The 17401-nt window shown below is 68.1% G+C and carries 22 protein-coding genes; 15 read left to right on the plus strand and 7 right to left on the minus strand.

Translation table 11 applies throughout. The annotated features are described in order from the left end of the window. Window positions 1–2 precede the first annotated feature (2 nt). Together H8R02_RS12145 and H8R02_RS12150 are read left to right on the plus strand one after the other, a co-directional pair. Window positions 3–1199 carry a urate hydroxylase PuuD gene (locus H8R02_RS12145; RefSeq protein ID WP_187081688.1) on the plus strand — a complete coding sequence of 399 codons (1197 nt, stop codon included), beginning with the start codon at window positions 3–5 and terminating at the stop codon, window positions 1197–1199. A gap of 29 nt (window positions 1200–1228) precedes the next feature. Continuing rightward, window positions 1229–3016 carry a DUF885 domain-containing protein gene (locus tag H8R02_RS12150; RefSeq protein ID WP_187081689.1) on the plus strand — a complete coding sequence of 596 codons (1788 nt, stop codon included), beginning with the start codon at window positions 1229–1231 and terminating at the stop codon, window positions 3014–3016. Here H8R02_RS12150 and H8R02_RS12155 read toward each other — a convergent pair. Beyond that, window positions 3013–4113: an NHL repeat-containing protein gene (locus H8R02_RS12155; RefSeq protein ID WP_187081690.1), complete on the minus strand. Its 1101-nt coding sequence runs from the start codon at window positions 4111–4113 to the stop codon at window positions 3013–3015. The two genes, H8R02_RS12150 and H8R02_RS12155, sit on opposite strands and share 4 nt — an antisense overlap. A gap of 75 nt (window positions 4114–4188) precedes the next feature. Between H8R02_RS12155 and H8R02_RS12160 the strand changes: the two genes are divergently transcribed. Together H8R02_RS12160 and H8R02_RS12165 are read left to right on the plus strand one after the other, a co-directional pair. Then, complete coding sequence (locus H8R02_RS12160) at window positions 4189–5472, plus strand: glycerate kinase type-2 family protein (protein WP_187081691.1); 1284 nt, start codon at window positions 4189–4191, stop codon at window positions 5470–5472. A gap of 188 nt (window positions 5473–5660) precedes the next feature. Then, window positions 5661–6152 carry a GNAT family N-acetyltransferase gene (locus tag H8R02_RS12165; RefSeq protein ID WP_187081692.1) on the plus strand — a complete coding sequence of 164 codons (492 nt, stop codon included), beginning with the start codon at window positions 5661–5663 and terminating at the stop codon, window positions 6150–6152. Here H8R02_RS12165 and H8R02_RS12170 read toward each other — a convergent pair. From H8R02_RS12170 to H8R02_RS12180, 3 genes are read right to left on the minus strand one after another with little or no spacing between them, the layout of a single operon-like run. After that, window positions 6149–7600 carry a serine hydrolase domain-containing protein gene (locus tag H8R02_RS12170; RefSeq protein ID WP_187081693.1) on the minus strand — a complete coding sequence of 484 codons (1452 nt, stop codon included), beginning with the start codon at window positions 7598–7600 and terminating at the stop codon, window positions 6149–6151. The two genes, H8R02_RS12165 and H8R02_RS12170, sit on opposite strands and share 4 nt — an antisense overlap. Continuing rightward, window positions 7597–9642: a M3 family metallopeptidase gene (locus H8R02_RS12175; RefSeq protein WP_187081694.1), complete on the minus strand. Its 2046-nt coding sequence runs from the start codon at window positions 9640–9642 to the stop codon at window positions 7597–7599. Before H8R02_RS12175 ends, H8R02_RS12170 begins: the two co-directional genes overlap by 4 nt. Window positions 9643–9675: 33 nt before the next feature. Beyond that, a complete protein-coding gene (locus H8R02_RS12180; RefSeq protein WP_187081695.1) occupies window positions 9676–10389 on the minus strand; it encodes an aldolase in 714 nt (237 codons plus the stop codon). A gap of 138 nt (window positions 10390–10527) precedes the next feature. Between H8R02_RS12180 and H8R02_RS12185 the strand changes: the two genes are divergently transcribed. From H8R02_RS12185 to H8R02_RS12195, 3 genes are read left to right on the plus strand one after another with little or no spacing between them, the layout of a single operon-like run. After that, window positions 10528–10707 carry a hypothetical protein gene (locus H8R02_RS12185; RefSeq protein ID WP_187081696.1) on the plus strand — a complete coding sequence of 60 codons (180 nt, stop codon included), beginning with the start codon at window positions 10528–10530 and terminating at the stop codon, window positions 10705–10707. Then, window positions 10707–10904 carry a hypothetical protein gene (locus tag H8R02_RS12190; RefSeq protein WP_187081697.1) on the plus strand — a complete coding sequence of 66 codons (198 nt, stop codon included), beginning with the start codon at window positions 10707–10709 and terminating at the stop codon, window positions 10902–10904. Before H8R02_RS12185 ends, H8R02_RS12190 begins: the two co-directional genes overlap by 1 nt. A 34-nt stretch (window positions 10905–10938) precedes the next feature. Continuing rightward, entirely contained in the window at window positions 10939–11304 is a 366-nt protein-coding gene (locus tag H8R02_RS12195; protein WP_187081698.1) for a translation initiation factor Sui1, read from the plus strand. Window positions 11305–11310: 6 nt separating this feature from the next. Here H8R02_RS12195 and H8R02_RS12200 read toward each other — a convergent pair whose 3' ends face one another. From H8R02_RS12200 to H8R02_RS12210, 3 genes are all read right to left on the minus strand, one after another. Next, on the minus strand, window positions 11311–11655 hold the full coding sequence (locus H8R02_RS12200) for a hypothetical protein (protein ID WP_187081699.1): 345 nt from the start codon (window positions 11653–11655) through the stop codon (window positions 11311–11313). Window positions 11656–11664: 9 nt separating this feature from the next. Beyond that, window positions 11665–11904 carry a hypothetical protein gene (locus H8R02_RS12205; protein ID WP_187081700.1) on the minus strand — a complete coding sequence of 80 codons (240 nt, stop codon included), beginning with the start codon at window positions 11902–11904 and terminating at the stop codon, window positions 11665–11667. Window positions 11905–12017: 113 nt separating this feature from the next. Then, window positions 12018–12893: a peptidylprolyl isomerase gene (locus H8R02_RS12210; RefSeq protein ID WP_187081701.1), complete on the minus strand. Its 876-nt coding sequence runs from the start codon at window positions 12891–12893 to the stop codon at window positions 12018–12020. 77 nt (window positions 12894–12970) lie between these two features. Between H8R02_RS12210 and H8R02_RS12215 the strand changes: the two genes are divergently transcribed. From H8R02_RS12215 to H8R02_RS12245, 8 genes are all read left to right on the plus strand, one after another. Continuing rightward, window positions 12971–13786, plus strand: coding sequence for a class I SAM-dependent methyltransferase (locus tag H8R02_RS12215; protein WP_187081702.1), 816 nt, complete (start codon window positions 12971–12973; stop codon window positions 13784–13786). Between the two features lie 65 nt (window positions 13787–13851). After that, window positions 13852–14391 (plus strand): MarR family transcriptional regulator, encoded by a 540-nt coding sequence (locus tag H8R02_RS12220; protein WP_187081703.1) that lies wholly within the window; start codon window positions 13852–13854, stop codon window positions 14389–14391. Window positions 14392–14409: 18 nt separating this feature from the next. Next, window positions 14410–14937 (plus strand): hypothetical protein, encoded by a 528-nt coding sequence (locus H8R02_RS12225; protein WP_187081704.1) that lies wholly within the window; start codon window positions 14410–14412, stop codon window positions 14935–14937. Next, a complete protein-coding gene (locus H8R02_RS30395) occupies window positions 14934–15062 on the plus strand; it encodes a hypothetical protein (protein WP_255429318.1) in 129 nt (42 codons plus the stop codon). The genes H8R02_RS12225 and H8R02_RS30395 overlap by 4 nt, the downstream gene beginning before the upstream one ends. A 17-nt stretch (window positions 15063–15079) precedes the next feature. Beyond that, window positions 15080–15520 carry a hypothetical protein gene (locus tag H8R02_RS12230; RefSeq protein WP_187081705.1) on the plus strand — a complete coding sequence of 147 codons (441 nt, stop codon included), beginning with the start codon at window positions 15080–15082 and terminating at the stop codon, window positions 15518–15520. Window positions 15521–15530: 10 nt separating this feature from the next. Further along, window positions 15531–15797: a hypothetical protein gene (locus tag H8R02_RS12235; protein ID WP_187081706.1), complete on the plus strand. Its 267-nt coding sequence runs from the start codon at window positions 15531–15533 to the stop codon at window positions 15795–15797. 139 nt (window positions 15798–15936) lie between these two features. Further along, window positions 15937–16320 carry a RidA family protein gene (locus H8R02_RS12240; protein WP_187081707.1) on the plus strand — a complete coding sequence of 128 codons (384 nt, stop codon included), beginning with the start codon at window positions 15937–15939 and terminating at the stop codon, window positions 16318–16320. Beyond that, complete coding sequence (locus tag H8R02_RS12245; protein ID WP_187081708.1) at window positions 16317–17393, plus strand: tartrate dehydrogenase; 1077 nt, start codon at window positions 16317–16319, stop codon at window positions 17391–17393. The genes H8R02_RS12240 and H8R02_RS12245 overlap by 4 nt, the downstream gene beginning before the upstream one ends. Window positions 17394–17401 lie beyond the last annotated feature (8 nt).

Below are 17401 nucleotides of genomic sequence, written 5' to 3' on the forward strand. Positions count from 1 at the left end.
CCATGGAAAGCTACTTCCTCGACTGGGCCAACCTGCTGCTGCGGTGGCTGCACGTGATCACCGCGATCGCGTGGGTGGGCTCGTCGTTCTACTTCGTCTTCCTCGACTCCAGCCTCGTGCCCCCGGCCGACGAAAAGCTGCGCGGCGAAGGCGCTACCGGCGAGCTCTGGGCGGTGCACGGCGGCGGCTTCTACCACCCGGTGAAGTACGCGGTGCAGCCGCCGCAGCTGCCGCCGCACCTGCACTGGTTCTACTGGGAAAGCTATTCGACGTGGCTCTCGGGCTTCGCGCTGTTCACGGTGTCCTATCTGTGGAGCGCCGGCACGTACCTCGTCGACAAGTCGCTGATGGACTGGTCGCCCGGTGCGGCCGTTGCGGTGGCCGTGAGCTTCCTCGTGGTGTTCTGGATGCTGTACGACGCCATCTGCCAGCTGTTCGGGCATCGCCGCAACGGAGATGCCATCGTCGGCGCGCTCGTGCTCGTGCTGGTGGTGGTTGCCTCCTGGCTCGCCTGCCATTGGTTCGCCGGCCGCGCGGCCTTCCTGCTGGTGGGTGCGATGCTGGCTACGGCGATGAGCGCCAACGTGTTCTTCTGGATCATCCCCGGCCAGAAGAAGGTCGTCGCGTCGATCCAGGCCGGCCAACCCGTGGACCCGATCCACGGCGTTCGCGGCAAGCAGCGCAGCGTGCACAACACCTACTTCACGCTGCCCGTGCTGTTCGCGATGCTGTCCAACCACTACAGCTTCCTCTACGCGCGCGAGAACAACTGGGTGGTGCTGGTGCTGATGATGTTCGCGGGCGCGGCCATCCGCCAGTTCTTCGTGATGCGGCACGGCTGGAAATTGGGGCGCAACCGGCACCCGGCGGGCTATGCGCTCGCGGGTGTCGCCGTCATCGCCTGCGTCATCGCGTGGATCGCGCCGGCTCCCACGCCTGCAACCGCCGCGACGCAACCGGCCACCTATGCAAGCATCCGCCCCGTGCTGGAGCAGCGTTGCTACCAGTGCCACGGCGCGCAACTGCAGATGAAGAACGTGCGGCTGGACTCACCCGATGCGCTGAAGCAGCACGCGCAGGCGGTCTACCAGCAGGCGGTCGTGCAGAAGACCATGCCGATGAACAACGCCACGGCAATGACGGAGGCGGAACGTGCTGCGCTTGCCGAGTGGTTCCGCGCGGGCGCGCCGGTGCAGTGAGCGCGGCGTGCGGTTAGCATCGCCGCCAAATGCCGATCCCAAGCTTCACCCGCCGCCAGGCCGCCGCCACCGTGGCCGGCCTGCCGCTGCTGCTGGCGACCCGCCACGCCGCGCACGCGCAAGCCTCTGACCCGCAGCTCGCACAGCTTGCGGACACCTACCAGCAGCGCCTGCACGACCTCTTCCCGCTCGATGCGACCGAGAACACGGGCGACCCCGCATACGAAGCGAAGCTGGAAATCGAGATCGCGCCGGAGCACCGCGCGCGCCAGCGTGTGCTGTACGAATCCACGCGCGCTGCACTGCGCCGGATCGATCCGGCGAAGCTAAACGCCGACGACCGCACGACCTGGCAGCTGCTGGACCACGACCTCGGCCAGCGCCTCTCGTTGCTCGCGTACCCGATGCACCTGCTGCCGCTGTCGCAGATCGACCTGCTGCCCGCGCGCCTGGCGCAATGGGCGAGCGGCCAGGGCTCGCAGCCGCTGAAGACCACCGCCAACTTCGACAACTTCCTCGCGCGCCTGCGCCGGATCACGCCGTGGGTGGAGCAGGCCATCGCCAACATGGAGCAGGGGCTCGCACAGCGCGTCACGCTGCCCAGGCCGCTGGTCGAGCGCACGCTGCCGCAACTCGAGGCGCTGCTGCCGCAGGACCCGTACCAGAGCCCCTTCCTTGCCGGCGTGCGCGAGATGCCTCCAAGCATCCCGGAGGCTGACCGGCAACGCATCGCTGCGCAGTACCGCGTCGTGGTGTTCGACGAGGTCAACCACGCGCTTCGGCGGCTGCGCAGTTTTCTGGCCGGCCAGTACCTGCCACAGGCGCGCACGACGAGCGGGCTCGGCGCTTTGCCCGGTGGACGCCCGTGGTATCGCACGCTGGTGCGTTCGTACACCACCACCGACATGTCGCCCGCGCAGGTGCACGCGCTCGGCGTGCGGGAAGTGGCGCGCATCCGCGGCGAAATGGAACTCGTGAAACGCGCGTTGGGTGCCGGCGGCACGCTCAACGCCTTCCTGAAGTCGCTGCCCACGCGCGCGGAGCTGCACCCGTTCAAGAGCGAAGAGGAAGTGCTCGCGGCCTACAAGGCGATCGACGCGAAGGTGCGCGCGGGCCTGCCCAGGCTCTTCGAACGCGCCCCGCGTGCCGCACTCGACATCCGCGCGGTGGAACCTGTGCGTCGCGACACCGCGTCGGACCACTACGTGCCGCCCTCGACCGACGGCTCGCGGCCCGGCGTCTTTTTCGTCGTGGTGACGGACTCGGCGAAGTACTACAGCGCGCGCATGGCCGCCCTGTTCCTGCACGAGGGCCAGCCGGGGCACCACTACCAGATCGCCATGCAGCAGGAGCTGCGCGTGCCCAAGTTCCGGCAGGCGCTCTGGCATGAAGCCTTCGGCGAAGGCTGGGCGCTTTATGCCGAGGGGCTTGGCGACGAGCTCGGCGTCTTCGACAGCCCGGTTGCGCGCCTGGGGCGCTTGCAGATGGAGTTGCATCGCGCGCTGCGCCTCGTCGTGGACACGGGCCTGCACGATCTCGGCTGGACGCGCGAGCGGGCGATGGCGTACATGCTCGAGCAGGAAGGCGCCGACGAAGACGACGCGCGCCGCGCGATCGAGCGCTACATGGCCTGGCCCGGGCAGGCGCTCGCGTACAAGGTGGGCGAGCTCAAGCTGCTGCAGCTGCGCGACGTGGCTCGCAAGCGGTTGGGCGCGCGTTTCGACATCCGCCAGTTCCACGCGCAGGTACTCGGGGCCGGCAGCATGCCCCTGTCCATGCTCGAGCAGCGCATCGAGCGCTGGCTCCGGGCCTCTTAGGGCGCGACCGGCACCTTAGCCAGCATCAGCACGCTCACCAGCTCGCTGATCGTGGCGAACACCACGCCCTGCGGCAGCAGCGTGAGCGACCTCGGCGCGGCGATGGAGCCCGGCAGCGGGCCCCAGGTCACGGTGGTGAATTGCCCTTCGGGGATGCCCGCGACGGTGCTCACGGTGCCGTCGGCGGAGACGCGCCGGATGGTGCGTGCATCGCTGGCGAAGATGTTGCCGGCGCGGTCGATCGCGATACCCGTGATGGCCTTGAAGCGCGCCGATGCGGCGGGGCCGTCCGCATGCGCGGACTCCGCGGGCGAGCCGGCCACGAGCACGAAGCCCGTGCCCGCCACGTAACGCTCGATGGCTGTGCCCGAGGCGGCAAACAGCCGCCCGCTCGCATCGACCGCGAGCTGCCGCGCGAAGGCTGACCCGAGCTGCGCGGGCAGCGCCGTCACGGAGCCGTCCGCCGCGCGCCGCTTCAGCGTTCCGGCCGCATCGAGGTAGTACAGGTTGCCGGCGGCATCCACCGCGAAATTGGAAGCGTGCTTCTCGAACGGCGCGCTGGAGAGGATGGTGCCGGCGGCGTCGATCACGTAGAGCTGGCCGGTGCCGGTGCTGTTGATCCAGGCGCGACCGTCCGGCGAAACGGCCAGCGACGAGATGTCCACGTCGATGCAGCCCAGCAAGCCCGGGCAGGTGCGCTCCTGGTCCCACGGGCCCGGCAACGACTTCACGGTGCCGTCCAGTTGCACGCGAAAGAGGGTCACGCTCGAGCCGTTGATGAAGCGCCCCCGCGCGAGGAGCGAGCCGTCGGGCAGCGCGGCGGGTGAAGCGAGTTCGAGGCCCAGCACCCCGTCCTGGTAGCGGATGCCGCCGTCGAGGACACCGCGGCCCTGCTCCGCGCCGCGCAGCCGCCCGGCCACCAGCGACAGCCCCTCGCTTTCGGGGCCCGGCGGCGTGATGCCGCTGCCGCCGTACGGCGATGCCGCCTGCGCCGCCGGCGGGGCTGCGGGCGCCGGGGTGGGATCGCCACCGCCGCCGCACGAGGCGAGGACGGCGCAAAAGAGGAGGAGAACGAGTGGGGTGCTGATGGTTTTCATGGGCGGCGAGCATATCGGCGCGCCGTAACCGCGTGGTAATACGGAAGCCTCGATTGGCAGCACAATCGTGGCGACATGACACCTGCCGACCCCCGAGCCTTCCTGCGCCACCTCTACGACGCCGCGGTGCGGCGCGCCCTGCCGCTGCACAACACCGCGCCGTACCTGCCGCCGCCGCCCAGGGGCCGCACCGTCGTGCTGGGCGCCGGCAAGGCCGGTGGCGCGATGGCGCAAGCCGTCGAGGCCCTGTGGCCGGCCGACGCGCCGCTGTCGGGGCTTGTGGTCACGAGGTATCACCACACGCCGCCGCGCCCCACGGGCTTGCGTGAACGCATCGAAGTGGTCGAGGCTGCGCACCCCGTGCCGGACGCGGCGGGCCTGCAGGCCGCGCAGCGCATCCTGCGGATGGCGCAGGGGCTCACGAAGGACGACCTCGTGCTGTGCCTCATTTCCGGCGGCGGCTCGGCCCTCCTCACGCTGCCGGCCGAGGGCCTCTCGCTCGAGGAAAAGCAGCGCATCAACCGCGCGCTGCTGGAGTCCGGCGCGAACATCGGCGAGATGAACTGCGTGCGCAAGCACCTGTCGCGCATCAAGGGCGGGCGCCTCGCCGCAGCCTGCGCGCCGGCGCACGTGGTGACGCTCACCATCAGCGACGTGCCCGGCGACGACCCGTCGGTGATCGCCAGCGGGCCGACCGTGCCGGATGCGACGACCTGCGAGGACGCGTTGGCGATCCTCAAGCGCTACGGCATCGAAGTGCCCGCGGGCGTGATGAGCGAAACACCTAAGCCGGGCGATGCGATCTTCAACGGCCACCAGGTGCACATGATCGCGACGCCGCAGCAGTCGCTGGAAGCCGCCGCGGAAGCGGCGCGCGCCGCCGGCGTCGAGGCGCACATCCTCTCCGACGAGATCGAAGGCGAGTCGCGCGAGGTCGGCAAGGTGCACGCCGCGCTCGCGCGCGCAGTCGCACAGCGCGGCCAGCCGTTCCGCAAGCCCTGCGTGATCCTCTCCGGCGGCGAGACCACGGTGACCGTGAAGAAGCAACCCGAGGGCACGCCGCGAGGCCGCGGCGGGCGCGCCGGCGAGTTCTGCCTCGGCCTCGCGCAGGCGCTGCAGGGGCAATCGAACGTCTGGGCGATCGCGGCGGACACCGACGGCATCGATGGCGTCGAAGACAACGCGGGTGCCTTCGTCACGCCCGACACGCTGCAGCGCGCGCTCGCCAAGGGCATGAAGGTCGACAACTATCTCGCGCGCAACGACGCCTACGGCTATTTCGACGCGCTCGGCGACCTGGTCGTCACGGGCCCGACGCACACCAACGTCAACGACTTCCGCGCGATCCTGGTGACGTAAAAAAGGCCAGCTCGGCTGGCCAAGGTGGAAAGCCCTGTCTACGGGAGCGAGACGCGGACCCTGAACCCACCAAGGCAGACTGTGCCAACGGCAGCTCTGCGGTAGAGAAGGCTCGCGCCTACGGTGCGCGTAGTTGGCGTCCTACAAACCCGTGCACACGGCCGGGCTGCCGCCTATGATCGGGCGCCATGCAATTGCCCCAACCCTTCACCCTGCGCCGCGCGCGAGCGCAGGACGCCGACGTCATTGCACGCTTCAACGCGGCCATGGCGCTGGAGACCGAACACAAGCACCTGCTGCCCGACGTCATCGGGGCCGGCGTGCGCCGCATGCTCGAGCAGCCGCAGGCCGGCTTCTACCTTGTGGCCGAAGCGCAGGGCGATGTGGTGGGTTGCCTGATGGTCACGTACGAGTGGAGCGACTGGCGAAACGGCCGCTTCTGGTGGATCCAGAGCCTGTACGTGCGGCCCGACTGGCGCCGCCGCGGCGTGTTCCGTGGCCTCTACGCGCACCTCAAGGAGATGGCGAAGGACGACCCCGATGCGTGCGGCTTCCGGCTCTACGTCGAGAAGGACAACGCCAACGCGCAGCGCACGTACGTCGACCTCGGCATGGAGCTGACGGAGTACCGCATCATGGAGGAGCTCAAGCCCGGCGTGGTGTTCTGCCGCGAGGCTTAGCGCACCCTCGTGCCGCGTGCCGAGCTGCGTACGCCGAACTGGTTGATGGAGGTGAATTCCAGGTCGTCGCCGCGGAACTTCACGATGTAGCGCATCTGCCCGGCTTCCTCGGGCCAGCGCTGGTCCACTTCCAGCGTATCCGGCGCCGACCACCGCGCTGTCGTGGCGATCAGCGTACCCGCGGTGTCCGTGGCCGACGCGAAGCGGCCGTCGAGGCCCAGCTCTCCGCCCAGCTCCCGCGTGCGCAGCTTCACATGGAAGGAAGGCACGCCCGAGAAGTCGAGCGTGAGCTCGCCGATGCCCGTGCGGTTCTCGTCGATCTTCCACGTGCCGCGGCTGACCGGCAGCTGCGCGGGTGCCGACGGCGGCGTGACCTTGCCCGTGGAGGCCGCGGCAATGCGCGCGGCCAGCGCTTCCTGCGCCTGCGCGTTCGGCGGCAGCGGCGCGGTAGCCTTCGCAGCGCGCTCGATGTGCGCGATGACGTCCTCGAAGCGCCAGTGCTCGCGGCCCGTGAAGGCGGCGACCACGCCGAGCTTCGGCATCACCAGGATCACCTGCCGGTTGAAGCCCACCGCCATGTAGGCGCCGCGCGCCGGCAAGGACCACCAGTAGTCGGCGTACTTGTAGCCGGGCCAGGGCATGTCCACCTGCGGCGAGAACGCGCGCGCCACCCAGTCGCGCGGCACCACCTGCCGCCCGTTCCATTCCCCGCCCTGCAGGTACAGCTGGCCGAAGCGCGCCATGTCGCGCGTGCGCATGTACAACCCGGCGCCGCCCGTGGCGAACTTCTGCGGGTCCTGCCGCCAGCGCCAGGTGCCGATGCCGATCGGGCGGAACAGGTGCTCCTCGGCATAGCGCTCGAGCGGCATGCCCGCCTTGCGCGCGAGCGCCACTGCGACGAGGTGCGAGCCGCCGCTGTTGTAGTCGAACCCGGCACCCGGCGCCTGCCGGATGCCACGGCCGAGGATGTACCGTTGCCAGTCGCTGCTGTTTTCCAGTTCGAGCAGCGACTTCGGTACCGCGTCCGACAGCGGCTCGGTCCAGTCGATGCCGGACGTCATGTCCAGCAGGTGCTGCAGCGTGATGGCTTTCCAGCGCGGGTCGCCCGCATCGTCATGGGGCAGCAGCTCGAGCGCGGGCGTGCCGGTGGCGGGCATGTCGCCTCGTGCGATGGCGATCCCGGTGAGCGCGCCGACCACCGCCTTCGTCGACGAATTGATCCGGTGGAGCATGTCCGCGCGGTAGGGCGCGTAGTAGGCCTCGGCGACGATGCGCCCGTTGCGCACCACCACCAGGCTGTCCATGCGCACGTTGCCGCCGTACTCGACGAGTTGCGCGAGCGCAGCCGAGTCCATCCCCTGCGATTCGGGCGTGGCCGCCTGCCACTCCTGCGCGTGCAGCGCGGCAGCCCAGAACAGCAGCAGTGCCGCGCGCAGCAGCTTCGTCATGCGGGCTCCAGCAGGCCCTTCTTCTCCAGCAGCGGCTCGATCTTCGGCGGGCGGCCGCGGAAGGTCTCGAACGCCTGCGCGGGCTCGATGCTGTTGCCGGCGGAATAGATGTAGCGCTTCAGCCGCGCCGCGACCTCCGGTGCGAAGGGGCTGCCCGCTTCCTTGAACGCGTCGAACGCGTCCGCATCCAGCACTTCGGCCCACAGGTACACGTAGTAGCCCGCGGCATAGCTGTCGCCGGAGAACAGGTGCTGGAAGTGCGGCAGCCGGTGCATGATGTGCACCGCCTCGGGCAGGCCGCGCTCGCGCAGCACCTGTGCTTCGAAAGCCACCCAGTCGGCGACGCTCGAAGGGTTCGGGTGCGAATGCGCCGCCATGTCGACGATGGCGCTCGCCGTGTAGCGCACGGTGTCGTAGCCCTGGCCGAAACGGCGCGCCTTCTGCAGCCGCTCGATCAGCGCATCGGGGATCGGCTGGCCCGTCTCCACATGGCGCGCGTGCTGGCGCAGCACCTCCGGCTCGGACATCCAGTGCTCGAACAGCTGCGAGGGAAGCTCCACGTAGTCCTGCAGCACCGAAGTGCCCGAGAGCTTGTAGTAGGTGACGTTGGACAGCAGCCCGTGCAGCCCGTGGCCGAACTCGTGGAACAGCGTGCGCACGTCGTCGAACGAGAGCAGCGTATTGGCCGACTTCGCGAAGTTGTTGTTGTTCAGGATGATCGGCCGCACCGTCTCGCCGTTGCGCGCCTGCCAGCGCAGCCCACTCATCCACGCGCCGCTGCGCTTGGTGGGGCGCATGTAGTTGTCCTGCACGAACAGGCCCACGGGCTGGCCGTCGGCGTCGTGCACTTCGTACGTCTTCACATCCGGGTGGTAGGACGCGAGGTCGGGGCGGGGCGTGAAGCGGATGCCGAAGAGGCGGCCCGCGCAGTCGAAGGCGGCCTGCACCATCGCGTCGAGCGGGAAATAGGGCTTCACCTCGGCGTCGTCCACCGCGTATTCGCGCTGGCGCACCTTCTCGGCCCAGTAGCGCCAGTCCCACGCCTCGAGCTTCGACGTGTCGCCGTCGGTGCGCATCGCGGCGACAAGCTGGGCACGCTCGCGCTCCACGGCCTTCTTCGCGCGCTCCCACACGTTATCCAGAAGCTCGTCGACGGCAGAAGGTTTCGCCGCCATGCGGTCGACCAAGGCGTAGTCGGCGAAGGTGGCGTAGCCGTGCAAGCGGGCCTGCTCTTCGCGCAGCTTCATGATCTCGGCGATGATCGGCCGGTTGTCGTGCTCGCCTGCGTGTTCGCCGCGCGAAACCCAGGCCTTGAAAGCCGTCTCGCGCAGGTCGCGACGCTCGCTGAAGGTCAGGAAGGGCAGGATCGACGAGCGCGAGAGGGCAATGACATAGCCGTCCTCCACGCCGCGTTCTTTCGCCGCCGCGCGAGCCGCTTCACGCACGAAGTCGGGCAGCCCCGCAAGCTCCGCCTCGTCCCTCAGCACGAGCTTCCAGTCCGTCTCGTCGTGCAGCACGTTCTGGCCGAAGGCGGTGGTGAGTTCGGCCAGGCGCTGCATCACTTGCGCGTAGCGCCCCTGCTTGTCGGCAGGCAGGCGCGCACCCGCGCGGACGAAGTCGAGGTGCACACGTTCCAGCAGGCGCTGCTGCTCGGTGGTGAGGCCGAGCGTGGCGCGCTTCTCGTACAGGCCGTCGATGCGCGCGAACAGCGCCTTGTGCATGTAGACGCTGCTTTCGTGCGCCGACAACGGCACAGCCACCTTGCGCTGCACGGCCTGCAGCTCGGGCGAGGTGTGCGACGAGCAGAGGTTCTCGAACAGCATGCGCACGCGCCCGAGCCGGTCGCCCGCGCGGTCGAACGCGGCGAGCGTGTTGTCGAAGGTGGCCGGCTGCGGGTTCGACGCGATCGCATCGAGCTCCCCGCGGTGTTCGGCCATCGCGGCCTCGAGCGCGGGCTCGAAAAGTTCAGGCTTCACCTCGCCGAACGGCGGCAGGCCGTAGGGCGCGGTCCAGGGCTGCAGGAGGGGGTTGGTCGCGGGCATGGCGAATGTTCGCACAAGCGGCGGCCAGGAGTTTCACGCCGGCGGCAGCAGCCTGCGCAGCGCCTCGAAGAAGAGGTCGGACTGCATGCGCTCGCCCTGGATCTGCCGGGCGGTGCGGCGCGCGAGGTCCAGGTCCCGGATCGGCGTGAGGGGCAGCCCGCTCGCGCGCGCCAGCATCTCGTGCTGCGCCGCGCGTTCGAGGTAATAGAGGTCGTCGTAGGCGTGGGCGATGGTGGCGCCCGCCACGACGACGCCATGGTTGCCGAGGAACGCGATGTCCTTGCGCCCCATCGCGCGGGCGATGCGCTCGCCTTCGGCCATGTCCAGCGCGAGCCCGTTGTACTCCCGGTCGACGACGATGCGGTCCAGGTAGCGCAGGCCGTTCTGGCTCAGGAGCGGGTCGATCGCGCCGGCTTGCGTGAGCGTGAACGCGGTCGCATGGGGCATGTGCGTGTGCATGACCACCGCATGCCCCGTGACGCGGTGCACCGCGGCGTGGATGAACAGGGCCGTCGGTTCGACCGGGTGCGGGCCGTCGAGTACCTTGCCGGCCTCGTCGACCAGCAGGATGTCGCGTGCCTGCAGCTCGCTCCAGTGCAGGCCGCGGGGATTCAGCAGGAAGCGGTTCGGGCCGCAAGCCACGCTGAAGTGGTTGCACACGCCTTCGGCCAGGCCGTGCATCGAGGCGGCGCGCAGGGCGAGCGCGAGGTCCTCGCGCAAGGTGGACAGTGGAACTTCTTGGGTCATCCCGCGATTAGGGCGGAATCCTGCGCGCTCGGCAAGGCCGGGCAGGACTGGTCCCACCTGCCGGGCAGCCGGGGTCCGATACCCCTGCCGAACCGTGCGCGCAGACTGGTGGCAACCAACCAGAACGGAGATTTCTTCATGACCCGAACCACAACCGCCATCCTCGTCGCCGCCACGTTCGCCTTCGCCGGCGCAGCCGCCCAGGCACAGACCTGGGACTCGCCCCAGGCCGCGGGCGAAATGAGCACGATGACCAACGGCGCCCCGAACGTGAGCACCGACAACCCCAACGTCCCCATGCCGCAGAACTACGTCTAGTGACGCCGGCGATACCGCTGACGTCCGTGATGGGCGCCGGCCCGGCGGTCGTCTACAGCTACGACTACCTCATCGTCCCGTCGTACGTGCACACGCCTGAAAAGAGCGGCGCCAGCGAGACCAGCAACGTGCCGCTTCGCGCCGGCGAGATGAGCACGATGACCAACGGCGCGCCGAACGTCGAGACGCTGAACTAGCTGGCCGCAGCGGCCGCCGGCCGAAAATAGGGACATGAAGCCACGTGTCTCTTCCGGCGGTCTCGTCTATTCCACCGAAGGCGGGCGGATGTGTCCTGCCTGCCGCAAGCCTGTCGCGCAATGCGTGTGCCGGACGGCGGCGAAGGCTGCGCCTGCTTCCGACGGCATCGTTCGCGTGGCCTGCGAAAAGAAGGGCCGGGGCGGCAAGGCCGTGACCGTGGTTCGCGGCCTTTCATTGGACGAAGACGCACTGGAGAAGCTGGGCAAGGCACTGAAAGCCGCATGCGGCTCCGGCGGGACGGTGAAGGACGGCGCGATCGAGGTCCAGGGCGACCACCGCGCCAGGGTGATCGCACTGCTCGCGGCCCAAGGCCACAAGGTCAAGAGCGTCGGCGGCTGACCGCGCTCAGGCTTTGTGCGCCAGCACGTCGAGGCACTTCGCTTCGAGCTGCAGGATGGCGGCCATGTGCGCCTCGAGCCAGTCGAGCCGCTGGGAATCGGCGCGCTCGGCGTGCATCAGCTTCTCGAGCAACTCCACGTGCGAGACGTGGAAGCGCGCCCATGCCGGCGCCAGGTGCGGAAGGATCCCGCCGAGCACTTGCATCTCGCCCAGGATCGGGTCGATCTCGCGCAGGCGGGCGGCCAGCGGCCATTCCTCGACCCGCGCGCAGACGTGGTTTTCGTAATCGCCGACGAATCCCAGCAACTGGAATGCGACGGCGTCTTGCTCGCGTTCGGCGTTGACGGACATGGCGGTCCCTCAGGTGGAAGGTTGGGCACGCATGAACGTAGCCATGTCGCCGAGGGCGAGGTCGAACAGCGCGGTGGCTGCTGCGCGCAGCCGCGCGGCTTCGACGACGGCTTGCGCCGTGGCGGCCGGGCACAGGCCGGACTGGAAACCGACGTGCGAGGTGAAGACGGCGCGTTCGGCGTCGGCGGCGGCGGCAAGAGCCGCGCGCCATTGCTGCATGGTTGCAGCGATCCTGGGGGTTGGGGCCATGGGCACTCCTGGGCGAAGTGCGATGGCAGAAAACTCGGGACGCTCTTGCGAGTAAGGCCCAGGGCACGAGGAGGGCCGGTGTCGAACCAGCCCATCATACGCCGATCCGCCGTTCAGTAGCCCGCTGTCTGGGCAACGCCCAGCCAGGTGTCGATCGAGCCGACGTTGACCAGGTTGGGCGTGATCGAAAGCAGCAGCACCCAGACCTGCCCGTCCTTCGTGGCGACATACGCGTTGGTGCCGGCGTAGTAACGGAAGACGTAGCCCAGCGCCTGGCCCGTCGTTGCCTTCTGCGGCGCGAGGAACTGCGGGAAAGCCGCTTCCAGGTAGTTGAAGATGCGGTCGCTGGAGGTTGCGCTGGACAGCTCGGTCACCTCGGTGACGCGCACCGCGTTGGAGCGCAGCACGGGCGTGCCCGGCTGCCAGTTGGCGACGGGCAGCTCGGTGAACACGTTCTGCAGGTTGACGCGCGGCAGCGCCGCGATGCTGTCCGCCACGGCGAGGCCGGGCGTGGTGACGCGCGCGAAGACGGTGAAGCCGCCGTTCTGGTTGTCCAGGTTCGCGGCGTTGTTGCCCATGTTGATGAACCACTGGCTGGTGGCGCTGTTCGGGTCCCCGCTGTTCTTGGCCATCGCGACCGTGCCGCGGACGTTCGAGCGCGTGGCGCTGAACTCGTTGACGATCGCGCCGCGCGACGGCACGGTCGTGCAGCAGCCCGCCTCGGTCCAGCGGAAGCCGCCGCCCTGGATGACGAAGGGTGTCGTGCCGTTGTAGGCGCTGCGGTGCACGAGCGAGTCCGTGTAGTCGCCGCCGCGCACGTAGGCGAGGAAGTTGGCGACCGTGACGGGCGCGCCGGAGAGCATCTGCATGTCGATGGGGCCTTGCGTGGTGTGCAGGCGGACCAGCGATGTCTGGGCGTGCAGGGCGCCGGCAAAGAGCAACAGGGCCGTGCAGGCCACGCGGGCGAGGAGGCGGGTGAAGGTCTTCATGGGGCGGCATTCTGCCTTGCCGGCTCGCGGCCGGGCACGGACGGGCGCAGAATCAGCGCTCCCACCGCGGAGGTCCCATGGCATCCAGCTCCGACAGCGCCTTCACCGGCTCCGTGCCCCAGTCGTACGAGCGCTACATGGTGCCGCTCATCTTCGAGCCCTACGCGGTGGACCTTGCGAAGCGCGTCGCGCAGGCCGCACCGAAGCGTGTGCTGGAGCTGGCCGCCGGCACGGGCGTGGTCACGCGCAACCTCGCGGTGATGCTCGATGCGTCGGCCGGCATCGTGGCGACGGACCTCAACCCTGCGATGATCGACGAGGCGCAACGCACGGGCACCGCGCGGCCGGTGGAATGGCGCGCGGCCGACGCCATGCAGCTGCCCTTCGAGAACGGCTCGTTCGATGCCGTCGTTTGCCAGTTCGGCGTGATGTTCTTCCCGGACAAGGCGAAGGCTTATGCCGAAGCCCGGCGCGTGCTGCGGCCGGGTGGCCTGTTCGCGTTCAATGCATGGTGTGCCATCGACCGCAACGAGTTCGCCGATGCCGTGACCGATGCGCTCGCCACCGTGTTCCCCGACGACCCGCCGCGATTCATGGCGCGCACGCCGCATGGGTATCACGATGCGGCCGTGATCGCGCAGGACCTTGAGGCAGGCGGCTTCACGAGCCCGCCGCGGATCGAGAAGCTGGCGTTCACCAGCCGTGCGGTGGGGCCGCACATCCCTGCGATTGCGTATTGCCATGGCACGCTGCTGCGCACGGAGATCCTGGCGCGCGACCCGGATGGGTTGGAGCATGCGACGCAGGCTTGCACGGAGGAAGTGGCGCGGCGGTTTGGGGAGGGGGCGGTGGAAAGCCGGATCGAAGCGCTGGTGGTGACTGTGCGAGCGTAGAGCTTGCCAATCCGAGGTGTTTCGGCGATATTCGCAATTCGCGAATAGCGAATACGATGCCCAGGATGGACCTCAAACCGCAGGACTTGCTCGTGCTGCTCAAGGTGGCAGCACATCCGCCGCAACGCTGGACCTACGCGGCGCTGGGTGAAGCCTTGGCGATGAGCGCGTCGGAGACCCACGCGAGCGTGAAGCGGGCCGTAGCCTCGGGGCTGGCGGTCGCGCCGGGACGCGGGGAGTGGTCTCCGGTACGGCCCAACCTGCTCGAATTCATCATTCACGGTGTGCGCTACATCTGGCCCGCAGCACAAGGTCCGGTCAAGCGCGGTGTCCCGACGTCGTTCGGTGTCGAGCCCCTGGCAGCCAAGCTCGCGGCAGCCCCGGGCGAGGCGCCGGTGTGGGCACATCCGGCAGGGCGAGCAAAGGGACCGACGTTGTCGCCTCTCTACCGCACGGCACCGGACGCCGCCCTGGCAGACCCGGCTCTCCATCGCCTGCTTGCGTTGATCGATGCATTGCGCACCGGGCGCGCGCGCGAGCGCACTCTGGCCTCCAAACTGCTGGAAGCGGAGTTGACGCAGTTCGGTGCGCCAATTGCGACTTGACCTATCGGAATGTCGAACATGATCGGCAACGACTCGCCACTCGTCCGTCTGCCGAGCCGCACCGGCGCCCGCCAAAAACTGTTTGTCGATGGAATCCGCCACGCAGCGGAGATCGCGGACGTCGCGTACCACCGTCTTGCTGGCTTGTTAACCACGCTTGCAACGCAACCAGAAGCAGAAAGCACAGAGGGGAATCATAGCTACACCGAGGAGGTCTACCCGCAGATTGATGTCGATGCGTACTCCCAGAAAGTGGACGTGATGGTCGGCGAAGCGCGCGTGCTCGTGTCGCGGTACGCCCGTCAAGGCGATCCGGAGTCGATCATCCGTGTGCTCAACACGTACTTGTACAAGGTCTACAAAATCAAGTACGACCAGTCGCCTGAGGCGCGCAGCCTGGCGGCGATGTGGATCAGGAAGGCCTGGCAGCAGTCCGACCCGGAAACGGTCGAGAGGTACAGGCGGATTGCATACAGCTATCGCGCGAAGGCGGAGGAGATGGGGTGGACCAGAGATCCGGATGCAAACACAATGAGAAAATCATGAACAGAAGCAAAGCCTGGGTGCTCATCATGGCGCTCGTCTTCACGTCGGCGGCCATCGCCCGTGAGTATTCGGCGGCGGTCGGCAGGTATATTGAACCTGACCCGATGGTGCGGTCGATCCGCTAGGCCTCGACTTCATCGTCGTGACCGGCGGTTCGAAAGAAAGGGCGAATCCATTCGGGCACACGGCTATTGGTGTCACCGGCAGTGGCATCTTCAGCTACGGCAACGACACTCCATTGGGGAGTGCGCCGTCGACGTACATCACAGATCAGGCGCTGCACCGCGACCAGACTGTCACGATCATTCCGAGAACACCAGAACAGGACCAGGCGGCTCTCCTCAATCTTGCAGGGAACAGCTGCAGGAACTGCGTGGGGCCCTTCGACAACTGCGCAGTGCGTACTGACACTGCGCTGCGCGCAGGTGGCGTCAGCACAGGCATGTGGCCGCTGCCCGGCGGCGTGGCGCGCGACGCAATGCAGGCGCCGGGCGCGACAACGTACTACATTCCGAAAGGTACAAGCCTTCCTGCGGCCCTCGTCGAAGCCCTGAGAAACTTCAATCCCCCTAACGTGCCATGAGTTCGCAACGATGAAGCAGCCGCAACGCGTCTATCGCTGGACCCTGGCTGCGTGGGTTCTGGTTGTCGTGCTGCACCTGGCTCTGTACCTTGTAGAAGCCAGTCAGTGGCCATCGAGCGACGAGGTCTACACGCAACTGGTTTCTTTCCAGGTTGTGGTTTTCGCGCTCACGGTGTTGCCCTATTGGCTTGGCGGTCTCCTGCTTGTCTTGATAGTCGAGTTCGCTGCCTTCGGACGCGTCCTAAGGAATCGTCCTCGCGGGGATTTGTCTCAGTGAGCCCGGCGCGGACGCTGCTGTTGTGGCGGGTGGCTGGGTGTCCAGCGTATTTCGGCGCATCGCACGTAAAGCTTGAGCAGATTGCGACACGGCCTCCCATTCAGCAAAATTGACTCACCGTTGCTCTTCGGGAGCCCGCATGCCCCGCCAGATCATCCGCACCTCCATGGCACCCACATCGCCTCTCTTCAGCCAGGGCGTGAGGGCGGGCCCCTTCGTGTACGTCTCCGGCATGACCGGAACGGACCCGCAGACGAAGCAGCTTGCAGGTGCCGGCATCCAGGAGCAGACGCGCCAGGCACTCGCCAATTGCGAGCAGGTTCTGCACGCGGCGGGCGTCACACGCGATGACGTCGTCGAGGTCCAGGTGCTGCTCACTCGCCCTGAAGACTTCGCCGGCATGAACGAAGCCTATGCGCAGTTCTTCGGCAGCGACCCGCCGGCGCGCTCCGTCGCCAAGCTGGGTGTCGACCTGCCGGGGCTGCTCGTGTCGATCCGAATGACTGCATACTCACCCTCATGAAGACGTACCAGATCGCATGCATCCCCGGCGACGGCATCGGCAAGGAAGTGATCCCCGCCGGGCAGGAAGTGCTGGAAGCCCTCGCCAAAGCCCAGGACAAGTTCAACTTCAAGTTCAAGAGTTTCGGCTGGGGCGGCGACTGGTACCGCGAACACGGCGTGATGATGCCGGCCGACGGCCTCGGTGAGATCCGCAATGCCGACGCCATCCTCTTCGGCTCCGCCGGCGACCCGCAGATCCCCGACCACATCACGCTCTGGGGCCTGCGCCTGAAGATCTGCCAGGGCTTCGACCAGTACGCCAACGTGCGGCCCACGCGCATCCTGCCGGGCATCGACGCACCGCTGAAGCGCTGCGCACCCAAGGACCTCGACTGGGTGATCGTGCGCGAGAACTCCGAGGGCGAATACGCCGGCGTCGGCGGCCGCGCGCACCAGGGCCACCCGATCGAGGTTGCGACCGACGTGAGCATGATGACCCGCGCCGGCGTCGAGCGGATCATGCGCTTCGCGTTCAAGCTGGCCCAATCGCGCCCGCGCAGGCAGCTCACGGTGGTCACCAAGAGCAACGCGCAGCGCCACGCGATGGTGATGTGGGACGAGATTGCCGTGCAGGTCGCGAAGGAGTTTCCCGACGTGAAGTGGGACAAGGAACTGGTCGACGCCTGTACCGCCCGCATGGTCAACCGGCCCGCGTCGCTGGACACGCTCGTGGCGACCAACCTGCACGCGGACATCCTGAGCGACCTCGCCGCGGCACTGGCGGGCAGCCTGGGCATCGCGCCCACCGGCAACATCGACCCCGAGCGCCGCTACCCCAGCATGTTCGAGCCGATCCACGGCAGCGCCTTCGACATCATGGGCAAGGGCCTGGCCAACCCCGTGGGCACCTTCTGGAGCTGCGTGATGCTGCTGGAGCACCTGGGCGAGCCGGCCGCGGCGCAACGCCTCATGAAAGCCATCGAAAGCGTTACAGCCAACCCCGAGCTGCACACGGGGGACCTCGGTGGCAAGGCCACCACCAAGCAGGTGACGGCTGCGGTCATTCACCAATTGAACGCCGCCCGGATTTAGGCGACAAG

Origin of the sequence: Ramlibacter albus (assembly GCF_014297445.1) — a bacterium.
GTDB lineage: Bacteria > Pseudomonadota > Gammaproteobacteria > Burkholderiales > Burkholderiaceae_C > Ramlibacter > Ramlibacter albus.

Excerpts from the sequence above, each read along its gene's own strand:
- H8R02_RS12195 (WP_187081698.1), top strand. The coding sequence starts at position 10,939 with ATGAAGCCACGTGTCTCTTCCGGCGGTCTCGTCTATTCCACCGAAGGC.
- H8R02_RS12170 (WP_187081693.1), bottom strand. The coding sequence starts at position 7,600 with ATGACGAAGCTGCTGCGCGCGGCACTGCTGCTGTTCTGGGCTGCCGCG.
- H8R02_RS12175 (WP_187081694.1), bottom strand. The coding sequence starts at position 9,642 with ATGCCCGCGACCAACCCCCTCCTGCAGCCCTGGACCGCGCCCTACGGC.
- H8R02_RS12145 (WP_187081688.1), top strand. The coding sequence starts at position 3 with ATGGAAAGCTACTTCCTCGACTGGGCCAACCTGCTGCTGCGGTGGCTG.
- H8R02_RS12185 (WP_187081696.1), top strand. The coding sequence starts at position 10,528 with ATGACCCGAACCACAACCGCCATCCTCGTCGCCGCCACGTTCGCCTTC.
- H8R02_RS12165 (WP_187081692.1), top strand. The coding sequence starts at position 5,661 with ATGCAATTGCCCCAACCCTTCACCCTGCGCCGCGCGCGAGCGCAGGAC.
- H8R02_RS12215 (WP_187081702.1), top strand. The coding sequence starts at position 12,971 with ATGGCATCCAGCTCCGACAGCGCCTTCACCGGCTCCGTGCCCCAGTCG.
- H8R02_RS12220 (WP_187081703.1), top strand. The coding sequence starts at position 13,852 with ATGGACCTCAAACCGCAGGACTTGCTCGTGCTGCTCAAGGTGGCAGCA.
- H8R02_RS12155 (WP_187081690.1), bottom strand. The coding sequence starts at position 4,113 with ATGAAAACCATCAGCACCCCACTCGTTCTCCTCCTCTTTTGCGCCGTC.
- H8R02_RS12200 (WP_187081699.1), bottom strand. The coding sequence starts at position 11,655 with ATGTCCGTCAACGCCGAACGCGAGCAAGACGCCGTCGCATTCCAGTTG.
- H8R02_RS12225 (WP_187081704.1), top strand. The coding sequence starts at position 14,410 with ATGATCGGCAACGACTCGCCACTCGTCCGTCTGCCGAGCCGCACCGGC.
- H8R02_RS12150 (WP_187081689.1), top strand. The coding sequence starts at position 1,229 with ATGCCGATCCCAAGCTTCACCCGCCGCCAGGCCGCCGCCACCGTGGCC.
- H8R02_RS12160 (WP_187081691.1), top strand. The coding sequence starts at position 4,189 with ATGACACCTGCCGACCCCCGAGCCTTCCTGCGCCACCTCTACGACGCC.
- H8R02_RS12235 (WP_187081706.1), top strand. The coding sequence starts at position 15,531 with ATGAAGCAGCCGCAACGCGTCTATCGCTGGACCCTGGCTGCGTGGGTT.
- H8R02_RS30395 (WP_255429318.1), top strand. The coding sequence starts at position 14,934 with ATGAACAGAAGCAAAGCCTGGGTGCTCATCATGGCGCTCGTCTTCACG.
- H8R02_RS12240 (WP_187081707.1), top strand. The coding sequence starts at position 15,937 with ATGCCCCGCCAGATCATCCGCACCTCCATGGCACCCACATCGCCTCTC.
- H8R02_RS12210 (WP_187081701.1), bottom strand. The coding sequence starts at position 12,893 with ATGAAGACCTTCACCCGCCTCCTCGCCCGCGTGGCCTGCACGGCCCTG.
- H8R02_RS12205 (WP_187081700.1), bottom strand. The coding sequence starts at position 11,904 with ATGGCCCCAACCCCCAGGATCGCTGCAACCATGCAGCAATGGCGCGCG.
- H8R02_RS12180 (WP_187081695.1), bottom strand. The coding sequence starts at position 10,389 with ATGACCCAAGAAGTTCCACTGTCCACCTTGCGCGAGGACCTCGCGCTC.
- H8R02_RS12245 (WP_187081708.1), top strand. The coding sequence starts at position 16,317 with ATGAAGACGTACCAGATCGCATGCATCCCCGGCGACGGCATCGGCAAG.